Below are 25249 nucleotides of genomic sequence, written 5' to 3' on the forward strand. Positions count from 1 at the left end.
CGACAGTCCCTTTCCCCGGCCCTCTCAGCGCCCTCAGACACCGGTCCAGGCTAGGGCGCAAATCTACCCAGAACCTGGGATCGGAAACAGCTACTGAACGGTCTCACGCCCCGGCGAACTGAGTGCGACGAGCCAGGTGTTGACAAATACCGGGCTTCTGGGACTCTCCGAGAGAGATGGACGAAGCGACCGTGGGGTCGCCGGAGGCTGTCTCGGGTGGGTGCCACCGAGTTACAGGAGTCGGACATGAAACGCGTACTGCGGCTCTTCGTCGCGACCTTGGTCATGTGGGCCGGTTCGGTCGCCTTCCTGGCCCCACCAGCCAGTGCGGGCGTGCTCGACATGACGTGCGCGCCGCCGACGAGCGTCCTCAACAGCTACAGCCCTCCGCTCACCCTCACGCCGCAGACCGTGACCGTTTCGACGACCGCCCTCTACGGGCCCTGCGTCTCCCTGTCGCATCCGGACATCACCTCGGGGACGCGCAGCGCGTCCGCGACGACCACGACCAGCTGCGCCGACCTGCTCGGACCCGGCACGTTCACGTACACGATCACCTGGAACACCGGGCAGACCAGCACCCTCAGCACCAACTACACCCGGGTCGCGGCCGGCGGCGTCTACACCGTCACCGCCACAGGAGTCGTCACCGCCGGGGTGTTCGCCGGAGATACCGTCGTGGTCAACTACACCGGAGTGTCCACCGACATCACCCTGTGCACCCTCGGTCTCGGGACTGTCTCCAGCCTCTACCTCCCGGTGGGCACCCTGGAGCTCACATCGGTCTGAAATGGCCGGGTCACGGAGAGGCGGGACGCCGCATGGTGGCGCCCCGCCTCTCCCGTGTTCACGTGCCTCCGGGGCCGCGATGTGGCATCCGTCGCCGCTGCGCAGGTGGCCGGCTCAGCACCTGATGAACAGGCCGGTGACCACGGTGCAGTTCGCGCCGGCGCTGTCGTTGGTGTCGTCGGGGTCCGCGGGGTTGCTGCTGGTGCGGGTGGCGGTGGCCGGAAGGGGGCCCACGGTGAGGACGCCGAACTTCGCGGTGAAGGTGCTGGACGTCGTGGCGGTGGGGGCGAGGCCGCTGAACGAGCAGGCCACCGTCTTGCCGGCCGGGTCGTACGTGCAGTCGGCGGGCAGGTCGCTCACCGCTGTCGTCCGGTCGGACAGGGTCGTGGTCACCGTTCCGTCGGCGGTGGCAGGGCCGTTGTTCGTGGCCGTCTGCCGGTAGACGATCGTGTCGCCGGGGACCGCCGGGGCGGTCGCGGTCAGCCCGACGGCGATGTCGGCTTCGCCGGTGACCTGGAAGGTGGCGCTGCCGGGGGTGAAGACGCTCTCGTGGTCCCCGACCGAGCCGCTGGGCGCGAGCGTGTAGGTACCGGGTTGTGCGTCCTGGCGGACGGTGGTGGTCAGCCGCACCCTCGCTGTGGAGTTCGCGGGGATGCGGCATTCGGTCGCGCAGACGTACTCGACGGCGAGTGTGCCGCCGTCCGGGTCGATCTCGCAGGTGGGGGCGGGCCCGGAGAGCACCGTGCAGCTGCCCGGCGCGTCGAACAGGGATGCATCGGTCCACAGGAACAGGCCGGAGTACTGACTTGCGGCGGTGGTGTTGGTGAGGGTCACATCGAAAGCGACGGTCTCGCCGGGGTGGGCGGTGGTCGTCGACATGCTGACCGAGCTGTTCTGGCTGCGGGTGCCGACCGTTTCGGCCGCAGCGGTGTGCGGGGCAGCGAGTACGGCCGCGGCGAGTGTCGCTGCCAGCACAGCGACCCATCGTGACAGACGTTCCCGGATCACGAAGTGTGCCCTTTCGGTTGCATGAGGCCGGTCAGAGGTACGCGTCGATGAATTCCGTGACCTGCGCCTTCGACAGCGCTCCGCCCCTGGCCCCTTCGACCGTGCCGTTCTTGAACAGCAGGAGCGACGGGATGGCCTTGATGTCGTACCTGGGCGCCGTTTCCGGGTTGTAGTCGATGTTCAGCGCCACGACGGCGAGCCGGCCCGCGTAGTCGGGGGCGAATTCTTCGAGTTCGGCCGCCATCATCCGCGACGGCCCGGACCACTCGGCCCAGAAATGGACGAGCACAAGCCCCTGGGTGTCGAGTACCCGCTCGGGAAACGAGCTGTCGGTCACCTCGACGACGCTGCCACTCAACACGTTCTCCGTCCGCGGGAAGCATAGATGCGCTCCCACACTCCCCACGGACAGACGCGTCACTCCCGGCCGGCCAGGACAGCACACCTGCGGGCTACGCCTGCTACGGGCGTTCCCCTCGGCGCTCGACCGCGGGCCCGCGGTGCGGCCGGACACGCTCACGAGCGTCACACCCCCGAGCACAAACAAAATACGTAAATGCGGGCAATATGGGTGCTATGACAATGACGCCGAAGCCAGTCTCTCCAACCGTCGCGAGCCAGAACCAGGCTCTGCTGAACAGCCTGCCGTTCGACGACACCCAGGACTTCGAGGACGCACGGCGCGGCCTCGTCGGGAAGCGGGAGCCGAACGCCATCACGGACGCCGCCGGCACCGTGGTCTGGGACAACGACACCTACGACTTCCTGCGGGGTGACGCCCCGGAGACCGTGAATCCGAGCCTGTGGCGCCAGTCCACGCTCAACGCAATCCAGGGCCTGTTCGAAGTCGTCCCCGGCATCTACCAGGTGCGCGGCTTCGACCTGGCCAACGTGACGTTCATCGAAGGCGACACGGGCGTCCTGGTGCTCGACCCACTGGTGACGCAGGAGACGGCGGCGGCCGCGCTCACCCTCTACCGGGAGCACCGCGGGCACAGGCCCGTCACAGGTGTGCTGTACACCCACCCGCACGTCGACCACTTCGGCGGCGTCCGCGGAGTCACCACGCAGGAGGACGTCGATGCCGGGCGTGTGCCGGTCATCGCCCCGGCGCAGTTCACGGAGCACGCCGTGTCGGAGAACGTGTACGCGGGGACCGCGATGTCCCGGCGTTCGGCCTACATGTTCGGTGCGGCGCTGGCCCGTAGTGCGCACGGTGCGATCGGCACCGGTCTCGCTCAGACCGTATCCACCGGCAGCATCACGCTGATCGCCCCCACGCTGGACATCACCGAGACCGGGCAGACCGAGACGGTCGACGGTGTGCGGATGGTGTTCCAGATGGCCCCCGGTACCGAGGCGCCCGCGGAGTTCCTGGTCTACTTCCCCGACCACAAGGCGCTGTGCTCGGCGGAGGACGCGACCCACACGCTCCACAACCTGCTGACCCTGCGCGGCGCGCTCGTCCGCGACCCGCACGCCTGGTCGCACTACCTCACCGAGACCATCGACCTGTTCGGCGACGAGGCCGAGGCGGTCTTCGCCTCCCACCACTGGCCCATCTGGGGCAACGAACGCGTCGTGAAGTTCCTCTCCCAGCAGCGTGATCTGTACGCCTACCTGCACGATCAGTGCCTGAGGCTGATCAACAAGGGCTGGACCGGCATCGAGATCGCCGAAGAGCTCAAGCTGCCGCCCACGCTCGAACACGCCTGGCACGCCCGCGGCTACTACGGCTCGGTGAGCCATAACCTCAAGGCGATCTACCAGCGTTACATGGGCTGGTACGACGGAAACCCGGCCCACCTGTGGCAGCACCCGCCCGTTGAGCAGGGCAAGCGGTACGTCGAACTCGGCGGCGGCGCGGACGCCGTCGTCGCCAAGGCCCGCACCGCCTTCGACCGCGGTGACTTCCGCTGGGTGGCCGAGATCCTCAGCCACGTCGTGTTCGCACAGCCCGACCACATGCCGGCCCGGGAACTGCTCGCGGACACCTTCGAGCAACTCGGCTACGGCGCGGAGAATGGCGTCTGGCGCAACATCTACCTCTCCGGGGCCACAGAACTGCGCGAGGGAAAGTTCGGCACACCCACCGTCTCCGGCTCCGCCGACGTCCTCTCCGCCCTCACCCCCGAGATGCTCTTCGACGCCCTCGCCATCCAGATCGACGGCCCGCGGGCCTGGGACGAGCAACTGACCATCGATGTCGTGGTGACCGACACGAACCAGCGCTACCGACTGCGCCTGGCCAACGGCGCGCTGACCTACAGCGCCGCACCCCAGCAAGGCGACGCGGACGTGACACTCGCGGCACCGGCCCGGGCCCTGCCCGCTCTCGCCACGCACGGACCCAACCCCGACGCCCTGACCGAAGCCGGCATCGACATCACGGGCGACCCCGCAACGCTCACCCGCCTCGCGAGCCTCCTCGACCCCGGCGACCCAGACTTCTCCATCACCACCCCCTGACACGCGGCCCACGAGGCGGGGCGGGCCGACAAGCAAGCACCACCCGCGACGCAGGCCCGCCGACGGCCCAGCCGCACCACGCGCAGCCCGTGGCCGCCGACTGGCTGGTGCAGCCGGCATAGCCGCGGGCGTCAGCTCTGAGGGCGTACACCTCCCTGGCCACGGCCGGTCGCCCAGACCTTGTCCTGCAATGCCTCCAGGCGGCGGTTGTCTTCGAACGTGGCGAGGCCGGCCCGCTGTTGTCCTCGCGCTGCTCTGCCGGGCAGTGCGAGGAGGCGTTACCCGTCGACCGATCCCCCATCAGCGGCACATGCCGGCGTAAGCGGCCTCCGAGGACCGCGGCCTGCCCATGCTGTGGTCCTCGGCTGTTTCCTTTATGCGGACCGCTCGGGAAGACGCCCGCGCCGTGAGCCCCACCTCATTCTGCCGGCGTCAGACAGAGGGTCAGGATCTGGAAGGGGCGCAGGGACAGGTCGATGTCTCTGCCCTCGACGCCCGGCGTAGGTTCGTCTGCCAGTTCCCGTTCCAGGAGGTCGGTGATGTGCACGCCTGCCAGGGGGAAGCCGGTCCTGAGGGTGATCCGTGCGCGACCGCCTGCGGATTCGTAGAGGCGGACGATCACACGGCCCGACCGGTCATCGGCGAGCTTGACCGTCTCGATGACGACATCAGCCGTGGCCTCGTCGGCCAGCAGGACCAGGGGCTCGACGGGCGCTCCGCCGGGTACGGCGCGCTCGGGAAGGTTGAAGCGGTATCCCTCGCGGACCGCGTCCTGGAGCCCCACGCCGATGACCAGCCCGTAGCGCAACCGGTGTGCGCCCCGGTCGCAGTCGGGGTCCGGAAAGACGGGGGCGCGCAGAAGGGAAAGCCGTACGGTCGTGGTGGTTCCGCCGTCGGACCGCACGTCCCTCGTGACGTCGTGCCCGTAGCTTGAGTCGTTCACGAGGGCCGCGCCCCAGCCGGGTTCCTCGACGTGCAGGTAGCGGTGGGCGCAGATCTCGAAGCGGGCGCTGTCCCACGAGGTGTTGGTGTGGGTGTGGCGCCGGACATGGCCGAAGGGGATCTCGGCGCTGGACTCCAGTGCTCGCACGTCGAGCGGGAACGCAGCCTTGAGGATCTTCTCGCGCTCCTGCCAGTCGACGTCGGTCTCGATGTCGAGGCGGCGGCTGCCCTCATCGAGGCGCAGTACCTGGGTGATATGGGAGGCGTTGAAGCTGCGGACCACCCGGATGCCTCCAGGGACGGCGACGACCTCGTCCGCCTCGGCCAGGTCGCGGACGGTGTTGCGGTAGAACGTGTCGACGTCCCAGGCATCCCATTGGTTCGGGAAGTCCTGGTGCAACTGGAGGAGGTTTCCGGCCCTGCCGGGTGCGAGCGCCTCGCGTCCGGCGCTCAGGTCGTATGCGGAGGTGATCAGGCCGCGGGTGTCCACTGTGACGCGTACGAGGCCGTTGTCCAGGACGAATCCGCCGCCTTGGACGGCGCTGGGTTCGACCGGCCGCGCACCACGCTCGCGGAGGGACGCGCCGAGTGCGGGAATGCCGTCACGGGTGTGCGGTGCGGCGTTGAACACGATTGCGTGGGCCGTCCCCTCCGCGCCGAATGCCGCCAGTGCGCGCTGTGCGGAGTCGATGACCTCGCTGAGTTCACGGGCGGTCTCGGCGTAGACCGCCTCGGCCTCGCGATGCACCCAGGCGATCGAGGTGCCGGGCAGGATGTCGTGGAACTGGTGGAGCAGTACCGTCTTCCACACTCGGTCGAGCAGTTCGTACGGGTAGGGCAGACCCGTACGCAGGGCCGCCGTCGCGGACCACAGCTCGGCCTCCCTGAGCAGGTGCTCGCTGCGCCGGTTTCCCTGCTTGGTGGCGAGCTGGCTGGTGAGGGTGCCGCGGTGCAGCTCCAAATAGAGCTCGCCCGACCACACGGGTGCGTCGGCGTACTCCTCCTGGGCCTTGGTGAAGAACTCGGCGGGGCCCTCCATCTCGACGCGGGCCGAACCCTCCAGGTCCTCCAGCCTCCGTGCACGCGCCAGCATCTCGCGGGTGGGGCCCCCGCCGCCGTCCCCGTACCCGAACGGGACGAGGGAGCGGTTGGCCGGCCCCTTGTCCCGGAAGTTGCGTTCGGTGTGCCCGATGTCGGCGCCGGAGAGGTCGCCGTTGTAGGAGTCGACGGGCGGGAAGTGGCTGAAGATGCGGGTTCCGTCGATGCCCTCCCACCAGAAGGTGTGGTGCGGGAAGGAGTTGGTGGCGTTCCAGGAGATCTTCTGCGTGAGGAACCACTTGATGCCGGCCAGCTTCATGAGCTGGGGCAGGGCCGCGTTGTAGCCGAAGGTGTCGGGCAGCCACATGTCCTCGGTCTCGACCCCGAATTCCTCCAGGTAGAAGCGCTTTCCGTGGACGAACTGGCGCACGAGGGACTCTCCGCCGGAGAGGTTGGTGTCGGGTTCGATCCAGAGGCTGCCGGTGGGGATGAACTGTCCGGTGCGGACCTTCTCCGCGACGCGGGCGAAGACCTCGGGCCGCTGTTCCTTGAGCCAGGCCAGTTGCTGGGCCTGCGACATGACGAAGCGGAACCCGGGGTGGTCGTCCATCAGGGCCGTGACGTTGGAGACGGTCCTGGCCGCCTTGCGGACGGTCTCCCGTACGGGCCAGAGCCAGGCGGTGTCGATGTGCGCGTGGCCCACGGCGGAGACGCGGTGCGCCCCGGCGTGCGCGGGTGCGGCAAGCGCGGGTGCAAGCGCTTCGCGCGCCCGCTCGGCCGTTCCGGCGATGTCCTGGAGATCGATCAGGTCCAGGGCGTGGTCCACGGCGTGCACCAGCTGCCAGCGCCGGCTGGAGTCCTCGGGCAGTTGGTGCATCAGCCCGGACAGGACGTCCAGGTCCTGTACGAGTTCCCAGACGGTGGTGTCGAAGACGGCGAGGTCCATCCGGGTCAGCCGGTAGAGCGGTGTCTCCGGGGCGGTTTCACCGCGCAGCCAGGAGGGAACGTCGCCGGCCCGGGTGGGCACGAAGGGGTCGCCGCCGCTGCCCGAATCGAAGATGACCGGGTTGGCGGCCGCCTCGATGTAGTAGACGAACTCCTCACCGCCCTCGGCGCACTCGGCGATCGGCAGCCACGCGTTGCGGGGGTTGAGTGCCTTGACCGGGTCTCCGTCGGGCCCGTACACGAGCCCTTCGGCGGAGAAGCCCGGCTGGGTGGCCCCGAAGCCGAGGTCGAGGACCGCTTCGATGCGCTGCCCGGCCCAGTCGGTGGGGACGGTACCGCTGATCCGGAACCAGGTGGTCGTCCACGCAGGGCCCCACGGTGTGCCCGTGCGGACCGGTTCGTACGGCGCGCCGATCCCCTCGGAGACGGGTACGGGTTCGCCGGGGACCTTCCACACGGCGATGTCGAGCGGAAGGCTCTCGCGGTACACGGCGGGCCTCAGACGCAGGTCGAGTACGCGGGCGACCCTGCGTTCGGTGACGGTTCGGTCGTGGTGCATGGGTGCTCCGGGGAGTGAAGGGCGAGAGGGCAGACCGGTGCCGTGGAGAGGGCGGTGGCGTCCCGGTCAGTGCGTCCCGTAGCGGATGACGCGGGTGGGTACGACGGTTCTGCGGGCCGGGATCGGTTCGGCGGGCGAGCCGTTGACGCGGTCGATGAGCATCTGGCCCGCTCGTCTGCCGATCTCGTCGGCGTCGTACGACACGATCGTCAGGGGCAGGCCGAGAACGTCGGCCAGGTCGAAGTCGTCGAAGCCGGCGAGCGCGACCGGGCTACCGAGTGCGTGCACGGCGCGGATGGCGCCCTGCGTCAGCCGGTTGTTGGTGCAGAAGAGCGCGGTCGGCGCGTCGGGGGCGTCGAGCAGGCCGCGTGCCGTGGCCTCGGCGCCGGGTACGTCGGTAAGGCCCCGCCGTACGTGGCTCTCGGCAGGCTCGATCCCGGCCGCCTCGTGGGCCGCCCAGTAGCCGCGGAACCGTTCCGCGCCGGTGTACAACGCGGGCGGGTTGCCGAGGAAGCCGATGCGGCGGTGGCCGTCCGCGATCAGCTGTTCCACGGCCTGTTCCGCGCCGCCGAAGTCGTCGACCAGAACGCAGTCGGCGTCCATCCCGGCGGGCGGCCTGGAGGCCAGGACGATGGGCATGCCGCGCAGCGCCGCGGGGCCGAGGTGCCGGTGGCTGCTCCCCGCGGGGACGACGATCATGCCGTCGACCTGACGGGCGGCCAGGTCCGCGACGAGCACGCGCTCCTTGTCGACCTGCTCGGCAGTGTTGCTGAGCAGAACGCGCAGGCCGTGTTCGGACGCCACTTCCTGCACGCCGAGTGCCAGGCGAGAGTAGAACGGGTTGGCGAGGTTGGTGACGACGAGTCCGATCATCCCGCTGCCGCCCAGGCGCAGGCTGCGCGCTGTCTCGTTGCGCCGGTAGCCCAGCGCTTCGACGGCGGCCAGTACGCGTTCCCGAGTACTGCCGCTGACTCGGGCGTCGTCCTTGAGCACACGGGAGACGGTCATGGCACTGACCCCGGCGCTCGCGGCGACGTCGCGCATCGTCGGGGCGCCTTTGTCGCCCGCGCGGTGCTGTGCCATGAGCGGTTCTCCTGCGGGTTCGTGGACTGATTCGAGGTCGGTGACGCGGTCATTCTAGGTCGGAGCCCGAAGGGCGCCGGCTGCTTTGTGCAGGCCCCAGTGGGCGGCGCCGACCAGGGGCGCGTCGGCCGGGCGCAGTGCCGTGACCGCCGGGGGTGCGACCCCTGGGGCCCATGCCTCGAAGCCGTCGCGGACGGCGGGTCCGACGAGGTCCCAGGACCCGGCCATCGACCCGCCGACGACCATCAGGTCCGGCCGGAACCGCTCGCACCAGGGCGCGAGGGCCCGTCCCAGGGCGCCGAAGCAGTGCCGGATGGTGTGCAGTGCGGGCGCCTCGCCGGCGCGGGCCGACGCCGCGATGTCGCGCACGTCCGGGGCGGGGCCATCGCCGGGGAGTCCCGCAGCGGTGACGTAGAACCCGCGGATCGCCCGGCGCGAGACGACCTCCTCCAGGGGGAGCCCGTCCACGCTGAGTCGGTGGGCACGGCCGCCGGGCGGTACGTCGGGGCCGTCGACCACGGGCCGTCCGCCGTCCAGGAACGAGGAGCCGACGCCGGTTCCGAGCGTGATGCACACGACCCGGCGCCGCCCTGCCGCCGCGCCAGCCCGGTACTCGCCCATGGCGAAGGCGTCGGCGTCGTTGACGAAGCTGACACCTCGCGGTGCGCCGGGCAGCCGGACGAGCAGTTCCGCGCCCACGTCGACGCCGTACAGCGATTCGAACTTGCCGATTCCGCGGAAGCGGCCGATACCGGTCTCGTAGTCGAAGGGGCCGGGTATCGCCACGCCCCAGTGGGCGCCCGCCGGTGCGCCCACCTGGTCACCGACGGCGGCGATCGCGTCCAGGAGCCGGCCGGCCGGTGCGTCGGCCGGGATCGGCCGCCGTACGGCGGCGAGCGGGGCGTGCTGCGCGGACGCAGTGTCGACGACCGCGGCTGTCACATGGGTGCCGCCGATCTCCAGTACGGGGACACGGCTCATGCCGGCGCCACCAGGGACTTCACCACGTGCACCGGGTCGCTTCCCACAGGGTGGAGCCGGTACCCGCCCACAGAGGCGGGGACGGTGAGGGTTTCGGCGAAGGCCAGGTGGTGCCGGTCTCCCCCGTCGGTCTCCACGATCACGCCGCCGCCCGAGGAGACGTTGAGGATGTGGAAGCGGCCGTCGGTGTCGTCCTCGGCGGGCTCGGGCCCTTCGATCACGAAGCGATGCACCGCGTAGAACATCTCGGGGAGCGCGCCGATGACCTCTTCGCGCCAGCCCTGTCCCTCCCGTACGGTCCTCGGCTCCTGCACGAGTTCCTTCAGAACGTCGTCGCCGCGCCGGGCGGTGTCGAGGTTGGCGAAGGCGTGCGCGGAGGACAGCGGCCTGGGGGCGCCGGAGAGGCCCTTGCGCAGCCAGTCGTAGAAGCGCAGGGAGTAAAGATAGGGGGTGGCGCTGATCTCCAGGACCAGGTTGCCCTCACCGGAGGCGTGCGGGGTGCCGGCCGGGATCATGTAGAGCTGCCCGGGGTCGGCCGGGTGCTTCATCACGTGGTCCTCGACGCGCAGCGGGGTTCCCTCCGACGCGGCAGCCTCGACCTCTTCGCGCATGACCGTCACGTCCGTACTGTCCCGCAGCCCGAGGTAGACCTGCGCACCGGGGTCGCATGCGGTGACGTAGTACGTCTCATGCTGCGTGTAGGGCCACCGGAAGGTCTCCCGCATGTACTGCTCCCTGGGGTGCAGGTGCAGGGAGAGGTTGCCGCCGCCGACGGTGTCGAGGTAGTCGAAGCGAATCGGGAAGGACGTGCCGAAGCGCCGGTGGACGTCCGGGCCGAGGAACGTCTCGGGGTGGAGCTCGCAGAGCAACTGGAAGGGCAGTTCCACCTGGGCATTCTCGTCCTGGCCGACCAGGATTCCGGCTTCGGGAGCGATCAGCTCGTAGCCGAGGGCCGTGTTGCCGTTGCGGGGCTCGAAGCCGAGTTCCCGGACGGCCCACTGTCCGCCCCAGGGGGTGGAGTTGAAGAAGGGACGGGTGCGGACGGGGCCGGAGGCCAGGGCAGCCAGGCTGGCGCGTACGGCCGCGCCGTCCAGCGAGGCCGGACCTTCTTCGCCCTGAAGGTCGATCCAGCGGTCGATGCGGGGGGCAAGGCGGTCGCGATGGCGGTCGCCGACGGGCCAGTCCGTGTAGAAGAGACTGCGCAGCTCACCGGGGGTGCCGGGTCGGCCCAGATTGACACCGATGGGCAGTTCCGCGCGGGTGACGGCCTCTTCGGCGTACCGCTTCGGCAGGTCGGCCCACCACAGCAGATCGGGCTCGGCGAGCGCGGCACCGGGGCCGAAGACGAGCAGGACGCCGTGTTCCGGGCGCTGCTGGACGGGCGGCGTCCCGAACAGGTCGTCCATGGAGAACTCGGCGAGCGGCAGGAAGAACGGGTCCGCCTCCGCGCCGGGGACGCAGAGTCGCTGGACGGCCTCGGCCGACCACAGGCCGCGCACGTCGCAGAGCGCGACCTGCGTACCGCGCGCCCGCAGGGCAGCGGCGAGGGAGGCGGCGGTCTTCTCCCAGTCGAGTGCGACGGGGCCGTCCAGCGCGAGGACGGTGGGCGTCGTGGGTACATCCGCGACCGCGGCGGTCCAGCCGGTGACGACTGCGCCGCAGGTGACGGCGTACCGGGGGTTGCGTTCATAGGGACGGGGCTGGTGCACAGGAGCTCCTGGGGAAGGGACCGGCAAGCAGGAGCATGGTATCGATAACACTCAGGATCGAACAAGGCGCACTTCAAAGCGACCGAATAATCGTTCATCTAACAGCTGTTTTCCATGACCTCAGGGAGAACCTCTTGTTTCAGCCAGATGGTGTCGTTAACATCCTGGCAACCCGGAGGGCCGCAAATGCCCGCCGTACGCGCATCCGGTGGCCTCCCCCCCCACCGCGCACCGGAGCCAGGGACCCCCGCCGGGGTCCAGAGGGAAGTGAGCCCATGAGATCAACCGGCGAGACGACAGAGCAGTCGTCTCACCCGCTCCGCCGGCGCACCGTACTGGCCGGCCTCGGGGCCGGCGCGGCGGCCGCACTCGCGGGCGGCTGCGCGCGGGGCGACAGCACCGCCGCGAAGCCGGGGACGACGTCCCTGGCCAACGACAACGCCACCTGGGACGACGGCTACGTGGCCGCCGGACGCGAGCTGAAGAAGCTCACCGGCTACGCGCTGCGCCCCCTGTCGAACCCGAATCCCACCGCTTACACCCAGGTCACACAGATCTCGCTGCAGACGACCAAGGCGACCGATCTGATCAAGTGGCAGTCGGGATACAACCTCAAGCAGCTCGCCCGCACCGGCAGCCTCAGCGACCTGACGCAGCTGTGGGAGGCGTACGAACGCAAGGGCTGGGTGACGAAGTCCCTGCGCGACGCGATGTCCTACCGGGGCGCCGTGTACGGGATGCCCCTCTACCAGTCGTACTACGTGCTCTTCTACAACACGCACGTCTTCGACAAGCACGGACTGCGGGCGCCGGAGACCTGGGACGAGCTGCTGCACACGGCGGAGGTTCTCAAGAAGTCCGGTGTCGTCCCGTTCGTCGCCACGCAGAGCGGCAACTGGCCCGCCTACGAGTGGTTCGAGGAGCTGGTCAGCAAGGTCGACCCGGTGTTCTACGCGGATCTGATCTCGGGCCGGGCCCGGTACACCGATCCGCAGGCGCACAAGGCCATGCAGATCTGGCAGGACTTCATGAAGAAGGGCTGGACGACCCCGGCCGACTTCGACCAGAACAACGGGCCGGCCGCGCTGAAATCGGGCAAGGTCGGCATGTTCCTGCACGGCTCATGGCAGTCGCAAGGACTGGCGGCGGCAGGGATGAAACCGGGCGAGGACTTCGACGCCTTCGTCCTGCCTCCCGTCGACGCCTCCACCAAGCGGTCCGTCATCACCGAGGCGGGCGTACTAGCCGTCCCGGAGAAGGCCGTGTCGCACGACGCCGCCATGGCCAACGTGGGCCACTGGCTGCACCCGTCGGTCCAGCGGGTGTGGACCGACTTCCTCCAGGACGGCTCGGCCAACCCGAAGTCGGTCACCTCGAATCCGGTGCTCGCCCGGCTCAGGAGGCGAGCCCTGGACGAACGCTGGACAGAGCTGCCCCGCTACGGCCAGTCCGGACCGCCCAATCTCATGCAGGGAAACACCGATGACCTGGGAGCCTTCATGACTCATGCCATGTCGCCCGAGGCGACGCTGCGCAGCATGGCGAGCCGTGCCGCCAAGGAATGGGCCGCGTGGAACAAGGACGAGTCATGACATCGGCCCTCGACGCGCGCCGCGCCGACACCACCGCACCCGCCGCACCGCCCACTCCCCCGGTGCGCGCGCCCTCACGGCGGCTCAGGGACCGGCTAGCCGGTGCGGGGTTCCTGGCCCCGGCCGTCCTCCTCGTGGCCGGTCTGCTGCTCACGCCGTTCGTGATGACGCTGTACCGCGGCTTCTTCAGCGACAGCCGCGTCTCCGGCTTCACCTGGTTCACCAACTACGGACTGTTCTTCAGCGACCCGGTCCTCGCAAAGTCCGTGGAAAACACCCTGATGTGGGTGGTCGGCACGGTCGCCCTGCCGCTGGTCCTGGGGCTCGGCATCGCGGTGATGACGAACGGCTCCGGGTGGTCCCGGGTCGCGCGGCTCCTGGTCGTCCTGCCGTACGCCATCTCAGGCTCGGCCGTGGCCGTCGTGTGGAACTTCATCCTCACCACGGACGGGGCGGCCAACCAGGCGCTGGGCGCACTGGGTCTCGGGTCCTTCGCCCAGGGCTGGCTGCTTGAGTGGCCGGGCAACACCCTCGTCATGATCGTCGCCAACACCTGGCAGGCGACCGGGGTGGCCGTGATCCTCTTCCTGGTCGGTCTGCAGACCATCCCGCCGGAGACCCTGGAGGCCGCCTCCCTCGACGGCGCCGACGGGCTGCGGAAGTTCTGGTACGTGGTGGTCCCACAGCTGCGGACCGTGTCCGTGATCGTCGTCGGCAGCAGTCTGGTGAACGGGCTGAAGTCGTTCGACCTGATCTGGGTCCTCACCCAGGGCGGTCCGGGCCGGAGCTCCGAGACGCTCGCCGTCTCGATGTACCAGGAGACCTTCCTCGCGCTGCGCCCCGGCGCCGGAGCGGCCGTCGCCGTCGTCCTCACCGTCATCGTGCTGCTGGCCTCCTGGCTGTACCTGCGGCGCCAGCTCACTCCGAAAGGCGTCTGAGCATGCCCATCCGCCGCGTCTCCGCCGGCACCGCCGTCCGCAACACCGTCCTGGTGATCGTCTCGCTCCTCTGGGCCGTACCGACCTGGCTCCTCCTGGTCAACGCACTGGTACCGGCCTCCGCATACGGCGGTGCGCCGCACTGGCTGCCGCACGGAGGCTTCGGCCTGTTCGACAACATGTCCCAGGCGTGGTCCCGGGCCAGGCTCGGCCCCGCCATGGGCAACAGCCTGCTGTACGCGGTGACCAGCTCCGCCGCGGCCATCGTGGTGGCGACGACCGCCGCGTTCGCCACAGTGATCATGCCGGTCAAGCGCAAGACGATGTGGTTCTGGCTGATCTACTCGGGCACCCTGCTGCCCCTCCAGGTCTTCCTGCGGCCGCTCTTCCTCGCGTACGCCAACACCGGCCTGTACGACGCGCAGATCGGCCTGTTCCTCATCTACGCGGCGGTGGCGATCCCGTTCGCGTACTTCATCATGCGCAACTTCGCCCAGACGCTGCCCGGCGAGGTCATCGAGGCCGCGCGGCTGGACGGCGCCTCCTGGTGGCGGGTCTTCTGGCAGATCCATGTGCCGCTGTCCAGGTCGGCGATGATCGCCGCGTTCGTCTTCCAGTTCGTCGCCGTCTGGAACGACCTGCTCTTCGGCATCACGCTCTCCACCAGCCGCAACATTCGGCCGGTGATGGCCGCGCTCGCCGAACTCCAGGGCAACTACTCCAACGTCGGTCCCCCGGTGGTCCTCGGCGGAGCCCTGCTGGTCTCACTGCCGACCGTCGTCCTCTTCTTCGCGGCGCAGCGGTTCTTCGTCAGCAGCCTCAAGCTCGGCTGAGCCCCGCCGTATCGCCGAGCACGCAACCCGCACCGACGCCCCGAGCCGATCCCCGAAAGGCATCCTGGTGAAACTCCCCGCTCGCACCGCTCTCGCCCTGGCCGCAGCGCCCCTGCTCTGCGCCGCCCTCTGTCCCTCCCCCGCCCTCGCGGCCGGCCACCCGGTGGCAGGCCCCTGGAAGGACCGGGCCGTACAAACCTACGGCGCACTCCAGCGGCATCTGTACCAGGGGAAGGAGAACCACGGTCTCTACCAGGAGGCGACACCGCACCGCGAAGCCGACAACGCGCACTCCTATCTCTGGCCGATGCGGGAAGCGGCGGCAGCAACCGTCGACATGGCCGGCCTCCCTGGATCGGGCAGGCGCTACACAGCGGACGCGGCGGAACGCTTCACCACCTTGGAGCTGTACTTCGAACCGCGCGACGGCAGGCCCGGCTACGACTCGTATCTCCCGGCACCGCTCGGGCAGGGCGGTGACGTCTTCTACGACGACAACTCCGTCGTCGGGCTGACCCTGCTGGACCAGTACCAGGCCACCGGCGACGCCACCTACCTGCGCCGGGCGAAGGCGACCTTCGACATCGTCAGCCGCGGCTGGGACAACGACCCGGCCAAGGCGTGCCCCGGCGGGATGCACTGGGTCGACTCCACGGCCAACAACATGCGAGCCGCCAACGTCACCGGCCTGGCCGCGGAACTGGCCGCGCGACTCCACCAGGAGACGCGCGAGAGCCGCTACCTGACGAGTGCGCAGCGGTGGTACGAGTGGAACTGGTCGTGTCTGCGCCAGTCCGCCGGGCTGTACCGCAACAGCCTCGGGGACGACGGTTCCGTCAACTCCACCCTGTGGACGTACAACTCGGGGGCCATGGTCGGTACGGCCGTCACGCTCTACCGGGCCACGGGAGACCGCACGTATCTCGAGCGGGCTGTTCAGGACGCCGAGGGGTCGCTCGCCTACTGGAAGCAGGGCGAACGCCTGCACGACCAGCCGGCGATCTTCAACGCGATCTACTTCGACAATCTCCGGGTTCTGGACGAGGTTCGCCCCGATCCGGCGTACCGGCAGGTGGAGAGCGCGTACGCGGAACGCGTGTGGAAGGAGAACCGCGATCAGTCCACCGGCCTCTTCCGGTTCCAGCCCTCGGGCGGCGGCAGCTACGACCCGGACGCCTCCGCCGAAACCCTCGAACAGTCCGCGATGGTCCAGATCTTCGCGGGCCTGGCCACCGACGCCTCCTGACCCCGGCCACTCCCGGCCCCACCCACGCATCGAACCGGCACCATGCCAGAGCGGAGAACCCTCTCCATGCCCCGCCCCGATCTGTCCCGCCCTTCCTGGTGGGACTCCGACATCGCCCGCGACATCCTGCGTGACCGCGGTGTGAGCGCCGCCGGCGTACTCGGCGGACACCCCGTCCGGCTCTCCTGCGAACCGCTGCTGCGCCACGACGGCGACGGCGGGCTCCTGCAGTCCGTGCGCGTCCAAACAGGCCGCCCCGTCGGCCGCGTCGTGGTCACCACCCTGTCCGGCACGCTTGTGCGCAGCGCGCTGATACCGGGGCCGGACGGCGAGACCCGGCTGCTCGTCCCCGAGGTGGACGCTCCGGTGCCGGTCCTGGTCGAACTGCCGGACCTCGCCCCGGGCGAACACGTCGAGGTCCTGCTGACCCCGCAGCGGCATTGGACCCTGCACCTGGTGCAGCACGCCCATCTCGACATCGGCTACACCGACCCCCAGGGGACCGTGCTCGCCGAGGGCCGCAAGTACCTCGACTCCCTGCTCGAACTGTGCCGCACCACGGACGACCGCCCCGACGCCTCGAAGTTCCGCTGGGCCGTCGAGGGATTCTTCAGCTTCGAGAACTGGTCGGCGAACCGGCCGCCCGAGCAGGTCGCCGAGTTCCTGGACCGGGTGCGTCAGGGCCGTATCGAGTTGACCGCGATGCCCTTCAACTTGCACACGGAAACCTGCTCGACGGACGAGCTGCACGAACTTCTGCGTCCGGTACGCGAACTGCGCGCCCGGCACGGCATCGACATCACCACGGCCATGCAGACGGACGTGCCCGGTCAGGTCGTGGGCCTGCCCGACGTGCTCGCCGACAGCGGCATCCGCTATCTCTCGGTCGCCCACAACTGGGCGGGCAGGGCGGTACCGCACCACACCGGTGGCGGGGATCTGCCCCGGCTTTTCCGTTGGCGTGCGCCGGGCGGCCGCAGTGTCCTGGTGTGGCGCACGGACACGCCGCACGGGCTCGCGTACATGGAGGGCTCGATCCTGGGCTTCGACGAGTCCTACGACCGGGTCGACGATCTTCTGCCGCACTACCTCTCGGCGCTGGCCAACCATCAGTACCCGCACGAGGGACGTGGTATCCCGGGCTTCCCGGTCTTGGACGAGGAGTTCAAGGGCGACCCGTATCCGTGGGACGTCCTGCATCTGCGGGTGCTGGGGAAGTTCGCGGACAACGGGCCGCCGCGCCGGATCATCGCAGACACCGTGCGCCGGTGGAACGAGGAGTGGGCCTTCCCGGTCCTGCGGACTTCACGCAACGAGGACTTCTTCATCGACGCGGAGGCCCGCTACGGGGACCGGCTGGAGACCTTCGAGGGCGACTGGAGCGACTGGTGGGTGGACGGGGTGGGTGCCGGTGCGGTCCCCCTGGCGGCCACCCGGGACGGCCAGGCGGCGCTGGCGGATGCCCAGACGGTCGCCGGGCACGCCGAGATCTTCGGCGCGGCCGCGTCCGGCACCACGGCGTCGGCCCCCGAGGTCTACCGGGCGGCATCGTTGTTCAACGAGCACACCTGGGGCGGCGGCGACCCCTGGACGCACGGCGACCACGGCCATGCGTCCGGTGAGCGCCAGTGGCACTGGAAGTACGCCCAGGCGCTGCGCGCCCATGATGACGCGAAGACGCTCCTGGACGGTGCCGGTGCGGCCCTCGGCGGCCGGCTCTCCCCGCGCGAGGGCACGCTCGCGGGCTACTACATCACCAATACGTGCAGCTGGCCGCGGTCCGAGACGGTCCGGCTGTTCCTGCCCGAGAGCACGGTCGCGCTGGAGGACCCGGTCCGCGTGCTCGACGCACGGGACGGCTCGGTGCTGGCGCACACTCAGGAGGCGCAGTCCAACGAGCTACACCGGGCAGCGGGCCGCTTCCTGCTGTTCCGGCTCGCGGGCGTGCCGGCGCACGGTGCCGTGCGAGTGGACGTCGTCCCGGGACAAGAGCCCTCGATGGTTCCGGAAAGCCCCTCCGGGGAACCGACGATCCTGGAGAACGAGTTCCTTCGGGTGAGCGTGGACCTGCGGTCAGCATGGATCGGTTCGGTGGTCGACAGGCGCACCGGCCGGGAGCTCGTGCGGCAGGACGCGACGGTCGGGCTCAACGCCTATGTGTACGACGAGTACGCCACCGCCGGCGGGTTCAACCACCAGTCCAGCAAGACCACGGCGAATGAGTCGATGCATCTCCTCGCCTCTCGGACGGTGGCGCCCCCTGCCGCGCTGGTGGACCGTTTCCGCGACGCCACGGGCGAGACCCTGGTCTACGAGTGCGCCCCGGCCGGCACCGTGCGGCTGCGGGTTCGCGTCCATCTTCCGCACGATCAGGCCCGGATCGATCTGGAGAACCGGATCGTGAAGCCGGCGACGCTCACCAAGGAGAGCGCCTTCTTCGCGTTCCCCTTCGCGATGCGGCAGCCGTCCGTCCGTATGGAGGCGACCGGTGGGATGACGGGCACCGGCCTGCCTCTCGTACCGGGCTCGGCACAGCACATGCGCGCGGTACGGCGCTGGGTGAGCTTCGAGGAGGAGGCGGTGGTCGCGGCGGTGGCCACGCAGGACGCCCCGCTCGTCCAGGTGGGCGGGATCGCCGTCCCGTACGCGCCCTATCCGCAGTCGCTCGCCCAGGACGAGCCGGGAACGCTCTTCTCCTGGGTCCACAACAACATCTGGGACACCAACTTCCCCTCGCAGCAGGCGTTCGACCATATATTCCGCTACAGCGTGGCCTTCGGGCAGGCTACGCACACGAGCGGCCCCGTGCTCGGCATGCACGCGGCCGCCGCCGGCAGCCGCCCGCTGCTCGCCGTCCGCGCGCTGGGCGCGAAGAGCGGGGCCCCGGATGCCTCGTACGAGTTGCTGACGGTCGGCGACAAGCGTGTGCGCGTCGTGGGGCTCACCGTTCCGGCCCCCGGCCAGGTACTCGTCAGGCTCCAATCCTTCGCCGAGGAACCGGTCGCCTGCCGAGTCACCCCGGGCTTCCCCTTCACGGAGGCCCGCACCGCCGACTACCTCGGCACTGCCGGTGACCTCCTGGCCCCGGATCGGGAGGGCGTGATTGCCATCGACGTGCCGACACTAGGCACCTGCGCACTGCTACTGCGGCTGTAATTCCAGGCCATGTACGCTTGTCGATCAAGTTGACGCCTGTCGCGAGCCAACCGTCTCTCACACCGCCGCGTAGCTCAGCCAGGAGAGGTCTCGAGCACCTCCCAGGTCCCGTTCGGTGCGCGGCTGGACCTCCAAGTCGCCCGTACCGTGGTGACCGGGCCCGGACACGTCCCGCGTGAAGCCCTGCGCGAGCTCAACCTTTGCCGGGTCGGCCTTCAGGTAGACCAGCAGCATGGCCCGCTGCGGCGGGGACGGGCAGGCAACGTTCCTCGGGCGCTGGTACGCCCGGTGCTGCTTCCGCTCCACGCGGTTCACGCCGTCTCCGAGCCCGAGCAGGACCTCGTCGACCGGTTCCGCCATTACCACGTCCTGGATGGCCGTCATCGCCTGGGCGATAGACCGGGGCCGCGGCCGGCGGGCCGTCTGCGTGCCGCCGTTGACAGAGGCCACGGTCTCAAGGCCGAGCAGGTCGCTGCCGAAGAGCCGGTAGCGGACCAGCTCGGCCGAACGCCGGTGCTCACGCACGGCGAGTACCTCGTAGTGGGTGAAGTCACCGGCGATGCAGATGAGGTGTGGACCGCTCCACAGAACCTGGGACGCGGCCTTCGCCCCGGGCGGTCGCGAACCAGGTACTCGAACTCGGCGCGATGGTCCATCAGCCAGGCCACGTAGTACAGACCCTGGTTGATCACGCCAGCATCCGTGCCGCGCTTGTACTCCACGATGACCGGGCCACCGTTCTCGTCTCAAGGTTGTTGCAGAAGGGTGGGTGTGGGCAGGTCGGGATGGCGGTTGACCTGCTGGTTCAGCGTGTCATGGCGAGGTTGTGCATGGTGGCTACGGCTTGTACGGCGTGGTGGAGTCCGTCTCCTTTCTGGCGGCAGTCGCGGAGGATTTTCCAGTTCTCCATGCGGGCGAAGGTGTGCTCGACACAGGCTCGGACGCGTCGGTGTTCGGCGTTGCCCTCCTCCTGGCCGCGCAGGAGTGGGCGTCCGGCTCTTCTGCGGTGCGGGACGATCAACCCGGTTCCCAGGTCCTGTGGCTGTCGCCGGCGCTGCCGGGCAGGACCCACGACCTGACGGCCTCCCGCATCCACAAGATCCTCCGCATCTGCGAACGCCAGGGCATCCCGGTCCTCGCAGATATGGCCTACATCGGTGCGGGCGAATGGGTCACCAACGCCAAGCGCCGACCGCCCAAGGGCGAACTCACCCTCACCCAGCGAACTAGAAATCGAGCCCTGTCCGCAGCCAGGGCACCCGTTGAACGAGGGGTAGCACGACTGACGACCTGGCAGATTCCGCAGATCGCGCATCAGCCCCAACCGCATGAGCGTCATCGCCAAGCCGCCCTCGCGCTGGTAGCGACAACGCCGAAAACGCTCAGTAGTCGGGTGGCGTGGCGCATGCACTCGTCTACTTCCTGATGTATTTGTAGGTGCTGGAAAATCCGAAATCCCTGGATCGATGCGGGGTGGCCATGGAGGTGCCGGAGTAGTAATCGAAGTCACGGCCGTGGTTACCGTCGGGGGACACGGCGGCGAGGATCGTGGCGCCGGGCGCGGTGATGTCTGGCTTGAGCAGGTCGCCGTTGCCGACGAGCGAGGGGCCGCGCGAGGAGAAGCCGGCCACCTGCGGGTAGACGCCCGAGGCGCCTCCCTCGGTGAGGGTGGCGGTGGCTCCGCTCGTGGCGGCGTAGGTGCGCACGAGCGCCGCTTCCGCCTTGTCGAGATGGACGGCCGGCACGCTGTGCAGGTCGCCGTCCGTGCTCTCGTCGCCGGAGTTCACCAGCACAAGGCCGATGCCGCCGGCCCGCTCGACCTCGACGGACTTGTCGGCGCGCCCGTTGACGCCCCGTTCGCAGACGACGATCTTCCCGGCGGTGCGGGCGGGGTCGAGGGAGTCCGGCATGCAGTAGTCCGCGTAGATGTCCACGGTGTCCGCGACCCGGACAGCGGAGCCCAGGACGAGCGGGGCGGGGCCGACCTGCCGGTGCACACTGGTGGTGATGCCGGTATGGCGCGTTCCGTCGCCGAGCGCCACCGTGCCGGTGTGCGCCTTGATGGTGCCGGTGGCGACCGTGGTGGTCCAGGGCGCGGTGTTGAAGAGGCTGGACGCCCCCGGGCCGGAGTTGCCCGCAGCGGTGGCGACGAAGACTCCGGCCGCGGCGGCGTTGCGGAGCGCGACCTGCGACGGATCGTTGTACGCGCTCTCGAACGCGGCGCCGAGCGAGTAGTTGATGACGTCCACGCCGTCGGCGACGGCCTGGTCGATGGCGGCGACGAGGTCGCTGGTCAGACCGCCGTCCTGCTGACCGTCCTTGCTCTGCCAGAGTGCCTTGTACACGGCGATGGTGGCCGCCGGTGCCACGCCGGACACAGTCCCGAGGTCTTCGCCGCCGGCCGTGGCGCGGACGTTGGCGTTGCCGGCCGCGGTGGATGCCGTGTGGGTGCCGTGGCCCTGGCTGTCGCGCGGGGAGACGTATCCGGCCCGATTGGACTCCGGAACGGCGTCCAACCAGCCCTCGCCGAAGTAGCGGGCGCTGATGACCTTCTCGTTGCATGCGGTTGCGGTGAAGCTGTCGCCGGTCTGGCAGATGCCCTTGAAGGTGCCGCCGTCCGCCTTGTGCATGAGGGTGGTGGCGCCGCTGCGGTAGGGGCGGTGGGGGTCCTTCTTGCCGGGCTTGTGAGGGGTGAGGGCCGGGGCGTCGAAGGAGGGGTTCTCGGGCCAGATGCCCGTGTCGATGTCACCGATGACGATGCCCTTGCCGGCTTCGGCGGTCCCGCCGAGGGCCTTCCACAGCCCCTTGCGGCCGGACAGTCCGAGGAAGTCGGTGGAGTTCCGGTCGTCGGTGGCCTGGTGGAACCGGTCGGGGGCGATGTGCACGACGCTCCTGGTGTTGGCGAGGCGCACCAGTTGGCGGGCGTCGAGCCGGGCGCTGAAGGTGTTGGTGGTGACGGCGTAGTGCTGCCGGACACTGGCGCCGACCTTCTTGGCGACGCGGTCCTGCTGGCCCGTCAGGTGGCTGCGGTACCGCTTGGCGGCGGCCGATGCGACGTCGAACTTGCTGCTGTGGGCGGGCTTGGTGGCAGGGAGGTCGCCAACCCCGCCGTCGTAGGTGACCAGCGGCTCGTCGGAGAGGGTGACCAGATAGGTACCGGTGGCGGACTCGGCGACCGGAGCGCCGGCGGGGACGGCGGTGGCGGTCGTGGCGAGGGGAAGGCTCAGCGCGGCGAGGCCGGTGGTGAGCATGGCGGCGAGGGCGGCTCGCCGGTTGCGCGACGTTCGTCGCGGCAGGAGTGGCACGGACTCTCCTCATCGGTTTTCACGCATGCCGGGGAGGCGAGCGTGGGCTGCTCGCGTGCGGCGTGCGCTAGGGGCGGGAATCTCCAGATCGCCTCTCATCAGCGGCGGCTGACGGGCGGGCCGAGTTGAGTGAGCGCTACTGCCTCCCCCTACCAGGCGATTTGACCTTCCGGGGAGACATTCGCGACCAAAGCTGTCATGCGCGGGACGGATGGGCAGATGGTGGTTGACCACACCGGACAACCCGCCGAGTGGGAACCGGGCCGCCCCGTGCTCGCGGTGGCACCTGCGGCCGGAGCACCCGACAGGGGCTCCGGCCGCAGGAGTGCGCGGGGTGAGGGGGCCGGTCAGCCGATGGCGATGTTGTCGAGGAGGAAGACGGTCGCCAGGTAGGTGTCTTCGGTGCCGGCGAACTCCAGCTTCACCGACTGGCCCTTGTAGGCGGACAGGTCGACGGTCTTCTGGACGTATTCGGAGCTCGCGTTGGCGTTGGAGTAAGTGGCGAGCGTGGTGCCGTTGATCTGGACCTTGAGGGTGTCGTAGGCGGCGTAGCCGGACTCCTGGGTGGAGACCTTCAGCCAGAACGTGAGCTTGGGAGCGCCGGTGGCGGGCACCGCGATGTTCGACTGGGACACGGACTCGACGGCGTCAGCACCGTAGCCCATCATCCAGGCGTACCAGGACCCGTCGCGCGCCGCCTGCAGGGACGAGTTGGTGATGATGTTGTCGCTCTGGGTCCAGCCGCTGGCCCCCTGCTCGAAGCTGCCGTTGGCCAGGGTGTTTCCGCTGGGGGGATCGGTCGGATCGGGGGTGGGGGTGCCGTTGCCGGGGTCGGGCAGGGCGGTGCCGACGCTGACGGCCGCCCACGCCTTGGAGACGAGGTACCGCTCCTGGGAGTTGGCCCCGTAGAGGTCGGCGGCGGCCTGCAGGGTGGCGGTGCGGGCGCCGGCGTAGTTGGTGGTGGAGGTCATGTAGGTGGACAGGGCGCGGTACCAGACGGCGGCGGCCTTGTCCTTGCCGATGCCCGTGAAGGTGTCGTTGTTGCAGGTGGCTCCGTTGTGGGAGCGTCCGCCGATGGTTTTGGTGCCGGTGCCTTCGGAGGCGAGGTAGAAGAAGTGGTTGGCGATGCCGGAGGAGTAGTGGACGTCCACCGAGCCGGCGCCCGAGTTCCAGCAGGAGAGCGAGTTCCCGTCGGCGGAGGGGTTGTCCATCCGGCGCAGGTAGCCGCCGGACATGTTGAGCTTCTCGCCGATGTAGTAGTCGCCCGGATCGGCGGCGTTGTTGGCGGAGAACTCGACCATGGTGCCGAAGATGTCGCTGGTGGCCTCGTTGAGGCCGCCGGACTCGCCGGAGTAGGTGAGGTTGGCGGTGGCGGCGGTGACGCCGTGGCTCATCTCGTGGCCGGCCACGTCGACCGCGGTGACGGGGGTGTTGCTGTTCTGTGAGGAGCCGTCACCGAAGTACATGCAGAAGCAGGTGTCGTCGTAGAAGGCGTTGACCAGGCTGTTGTCGACGTGGACGTAGGCGGGGGCGCCGCGGCCGTCGTTGCGGATGCCGGAGCGGTTGAAGGCGTTCTTGTAGTAGTCCCAGGTCTTCGCCAGGCCGTAGGAGGCGTCCACGGCGGCGCTCTCGCGGCTGGACCCGGTGCCGTTGCCCCAGGAGTTGGAGGTCTTGGAGAAGGCCCGGGCGTTCTGCCTCGGGTTCGACTGGGGGCTGTTGTAGGAGTCGTGGACGATGGTGCCGCCGTGAGCCGCGTCGGTGAGGGTGTAGCCGCTGCCGGACTGCGTCGTCTCGATGGAGACCTGGCCGACGGTGACGCCGTTGCCGGTGCCCGTGACGCTCTGGTGCAGTTCGTACTGGTCCAACGGCGCACCGCTGGTCGCGTCGACGATCACCGCCTCCCGCGAGGCCGGGCCGGTCTCGCCGTCACCGGTCACCGTCGAGCGGTAGGCGAGGACGGGTATCTTGCCGACCGCGTACACCACCAGGGTGCTGTCCTTGCTGCCGGCCTTCGCCTTCTTCACGTGCTTGGCGTGCTTCACGGCCTTGGCCGAGGCGTCGGCGGCCGACAGCTTCGGCGTGGTGCGGGCGACCTCGATGGGGCCCTGGTGCGCCAGGTCCGAGCCGGTGATCTCACCGTTCTTGGCCAGGTGGACGACCAGGTCGCCGCCGATCACATCCATGCCTCTGTAGGTGCGGTCGTAGCGCACGTGCCGGGTGCCATCGGCGTCGAAGAGGACGTCCTTGGCCACCAGGCGCTCGTGGGGACCGAGGCCGAGCTCACGGGCGGTCGCGTCGGCGTTCCGGCCGGCCGTGCGTATCGCCTCGTCGCGTGCGTCGGCGGTCATCGCCCGGAAGCCGGCGCCGGATCGTGCGGCGGAGGTGGCGCCGGCCGGGGTGGACTGGGGGACGGCGGCGGACTGGGTGGCCACCATGGTCAAGGAGCCCAATGCGAGGGCTGCCGCGACACCGGCCGCCAGGGCGTTCTTGCGGTACATGACAATCCTTTCGCCGGGCCTCGTCGGGGAGTTGCCGCAGAACGTCATCTGGGGTGCGGGGGGGGGTGTTCAGCGGCAGTTGGCCCGGCTGTGGCCATGAGGCTAGGGATGCGGGGGGCGGCCGACATCGGGGCAACCCCTTGATCTGGACGAGAGGG

16 protein-coding genes and 2 pseudogenes are annotated in these 25249 nt (G+C 69.6%); 8 read left to right on the top strand and 10 right to left on the bottom strand.

Features of this window, described 5'->3' with window-relative positions:
- Positions 1-246 precede the first annotated feature (246 nt).
- Positions 247-789, top strand: coding sequence for a hypothetical protein (locus ACIQMX_RS41000; RefSeq protein WP_402486433.1), 543 nt, complete (start codon positions 247-249; stop codon positions 787-789).
- Between the two features lie 114 nt (positions 790-903).
- Here the strand turns inward: ACIQMX_RS41000 and ACIQMX_RS41005 are convergent, their stop codons facing one another.
- Positions 904-1764, bottom strand: coding sequence for a hypothetical protein (locus tag ACIQMX_RS41005; RefSeq protein WP_402486436.1), 861 nt, complete (start codon positions 1762-1764; stop codon positions 904-906).
- Positions 1765-1828: 64 nt separating this feature from the next.
- The gene (locus ACIQMX_RS41010; protein ID WP_402486439.1) at positions 1829-2158 is read right to left on the bottom strand and encodes a thioredoxin family protein; all 330 of its coding nucleotides are present in this window, start codon (positions 2156-2158) and stop codon (positions 1829-1831) included.
- A gap of 221 nt (positions 2159-2379) precedes the next feature.
- On the opposite strand from ACIQMX_RS41010, the gene ACIQMX_RS41015 reads away from it, so the two are divergent.
- Positions 2380-4266, top strand: coding sequence for an alkyl/aryl-sulfatase (locus ACIQMX_RS41015; RefSeq protein ID WP_402486441.1), 1887 nt, complete (start codon positions 2380-2382; stop codon positions 4264-4266).
- A gap of 418 nt (positions 4267-4684) precedes the next feature.
- Here ACIQMX_RS41015 and ACIQMX_RS41020 read toward each other — a convergent pair whose 3' ends face one another.
- From ACIQMX_RS41020 to ACIQMX_RS41035, 4 genes are all read right to left on the bottom strand, one after another.
- On the bottom strand, positions 4685-7750 hold the full coding sequence (locus ACIQMX_RS41020; RefSeq protein ID WP_402486444.1) for an alpha-mannosidase: 3066 nt from the start codon (positions 7748-7750) through the stop codon (positions 4685-4687).
- Positions 7751-7816: 66 nt separating this feature from the next.
- Positions 7817-8833 carry a LacI family DNA-binding transcriptional regulator gene (locus ACIQMX_RS41025; protein WP_402486447.1) on the bottom strand — a complete coding sequence of 339 codons (1017 nt, stop codon included), beginning with the start codon at positions 8831-8833 and terminating at the stop codon, positions 7817-7819.
- Positions 8834-8887: 54 nt separating this feature from the next.
- Positions 8888-9814, bottom strand: coding sequence for an ROK family protein (locus ACIQMX_RS41030; protein WP_402486450.1), 927 nt, complete (start codon positions 9812-9814; stop codon positions 8888-8890).
- Entirely contained in the window at positions 9811-11523 is a 1713-nt protein-coding gene (locus ACIQMX_RS41035; RefSeq protein ID WP_402486453.1) for a class I mannose-6-phosphate isomerase, read from the bottom strand. Before ACIQMX_RS41035 ends, ACIQMX_RS41030 begins: the two co-directional genes overlap by 4 nt.
- Positions 11524-11798: 275 nt before the next feature.
- Here ACIQMX_RS41035 and ACIQMX_RS41040 point away from each other — a divergent pair, with 275 nt between their 5' ends.
- From ACIQMX_RS41040 to ACIQMX_RS41060, 5 genes are all read left to right on the top strand, one after another.
- Complete coding sequence (locus tag ACIQMX_RS41040; protein WP_402486455.1) at positions 11799-13115, top strand: ABC transporter substrate-binding protein; 1317 nt, start codon at positions 11799-11801, stop codon at positions 13113-13115.
- Positions 13112-14053: a carbohydrate ABC transporter permease gene (locus ACIQMX_RS41045; protein ID WP_402486459.1), complete on the top strand. Its 942-nt coding sequence runs from the start codon at positions 13112-13114 to the stop codon at positions 14051-14053. Before ACIQMX_RS41040 ends, ACIQMX_RS41045 begins: the two co-directional genes overlap by 4 nt.
- A gap of 2 nt (positions 14054-14055) precedes the next feature.
- Entirely contained in the window at positions 14056-14886 is an 831-nt protein-coding gene (locus tag ACIQMX_RS41050; protein WP_402486462.1) for a carbohydrate ABC transporter permease, read from the top strand.
- 67 nt (positions 14887-14953) lie between these two features.
- A complete protein-coding gene (locus ACIQMX_RS41055) occupies positions 14954-16132 on the top strand; it encodes a glycoside hydrolase family 76 protein (protein WP_402486465.1) in 1179 nt (392 codons plus the stop codon).
- A gap of 66 nt (positions 16133-16198) precedes the next feature.
- Positions 16199-19288 carry an alpha-mannosidase gene (locus tag ACIQMX_RS41060; protein ID WP_402486467.1) on the top strand — a complete coding sequence of 1030 codons (3090 nt, stop codon included), beginning with the start codon at positions 16199-16201 and terminating at the stop codon, positions 19286-19288.
- Between the two features lie 57 nt (positions 19289-19345).
- Here ACIQMX_RS41060 and ACIQMX_RS41065 read toward each other — a convergent pair.
- Positions 19346-20013 (bottom strand): annotated as a pseudogene (locus tag ACIQMX_RS41065) (hypothetical protein).
- Positions 20014-20093: 80 nt separating this feature from the next.
- Positions 20094-20318 (bottom strand): annotated as a pseudogene (locus ACIQMX_RS41070) (transposase family protein); the annotation flags it as partial.
- On the opposite strand from ACIQMX_RS41070, the gene ACIQMX_RS41075 reads away from it, so the two are divergent.
- Positions 20295-20714: a transposase family protein gene (locus ACIQMX_RS41075; RefSeq protein ID WP_402486470.1), complete on the top strand. Its 420-nt coding sequence runs from the start codon at positions 20295-20297 to the stop codon at positions 20712-20714. The pseudogene ACIQMX_RS41070 and the gene ACIQMX_RS41075 sit on opposite strands and share 24 nt — an antisense overlap.
- Here the strand turns inward: ACIQMX_RS41075 and ACIQMX_RS41080 are convergent.
- On the bottom strand, positions 20704-22593 hold the full coding sequence (locus ACIQMX_RS41080; protein ID WP_402486473.1) for a S8 family serine peptidase: 1890 nt from the start codon (positions 22591-22593) through the stop codon (positions 20704-20706). The genes ACIQMX_RS41075 and ACIQMX_RS41080 overlap by 11 nt on opposite strands.
- A 347-nt stretch (positions 22594-22940) precedes the next feature.
- On the bottom strand, positions 22941-25091 hold the full coding sequence (locus ACIQMX_RS41085; protein ID WP_402486476.1) for a M4 family metallopeptidase: 2151 nt from the start codon (positions 25089-25091) through the stop codon (positions 22941-22943).
- Positions 25092-25249: the final 158 nt, after the last annotated feature.

This window comes from Streptomyces sp. NPDC091416 (genome assembly GCF_044756845.1).
GTDB lineage: Bacteria > Actinomycetota > Actinomycetes > Streptomycetales > Streptomycetaceae > Streptomyces.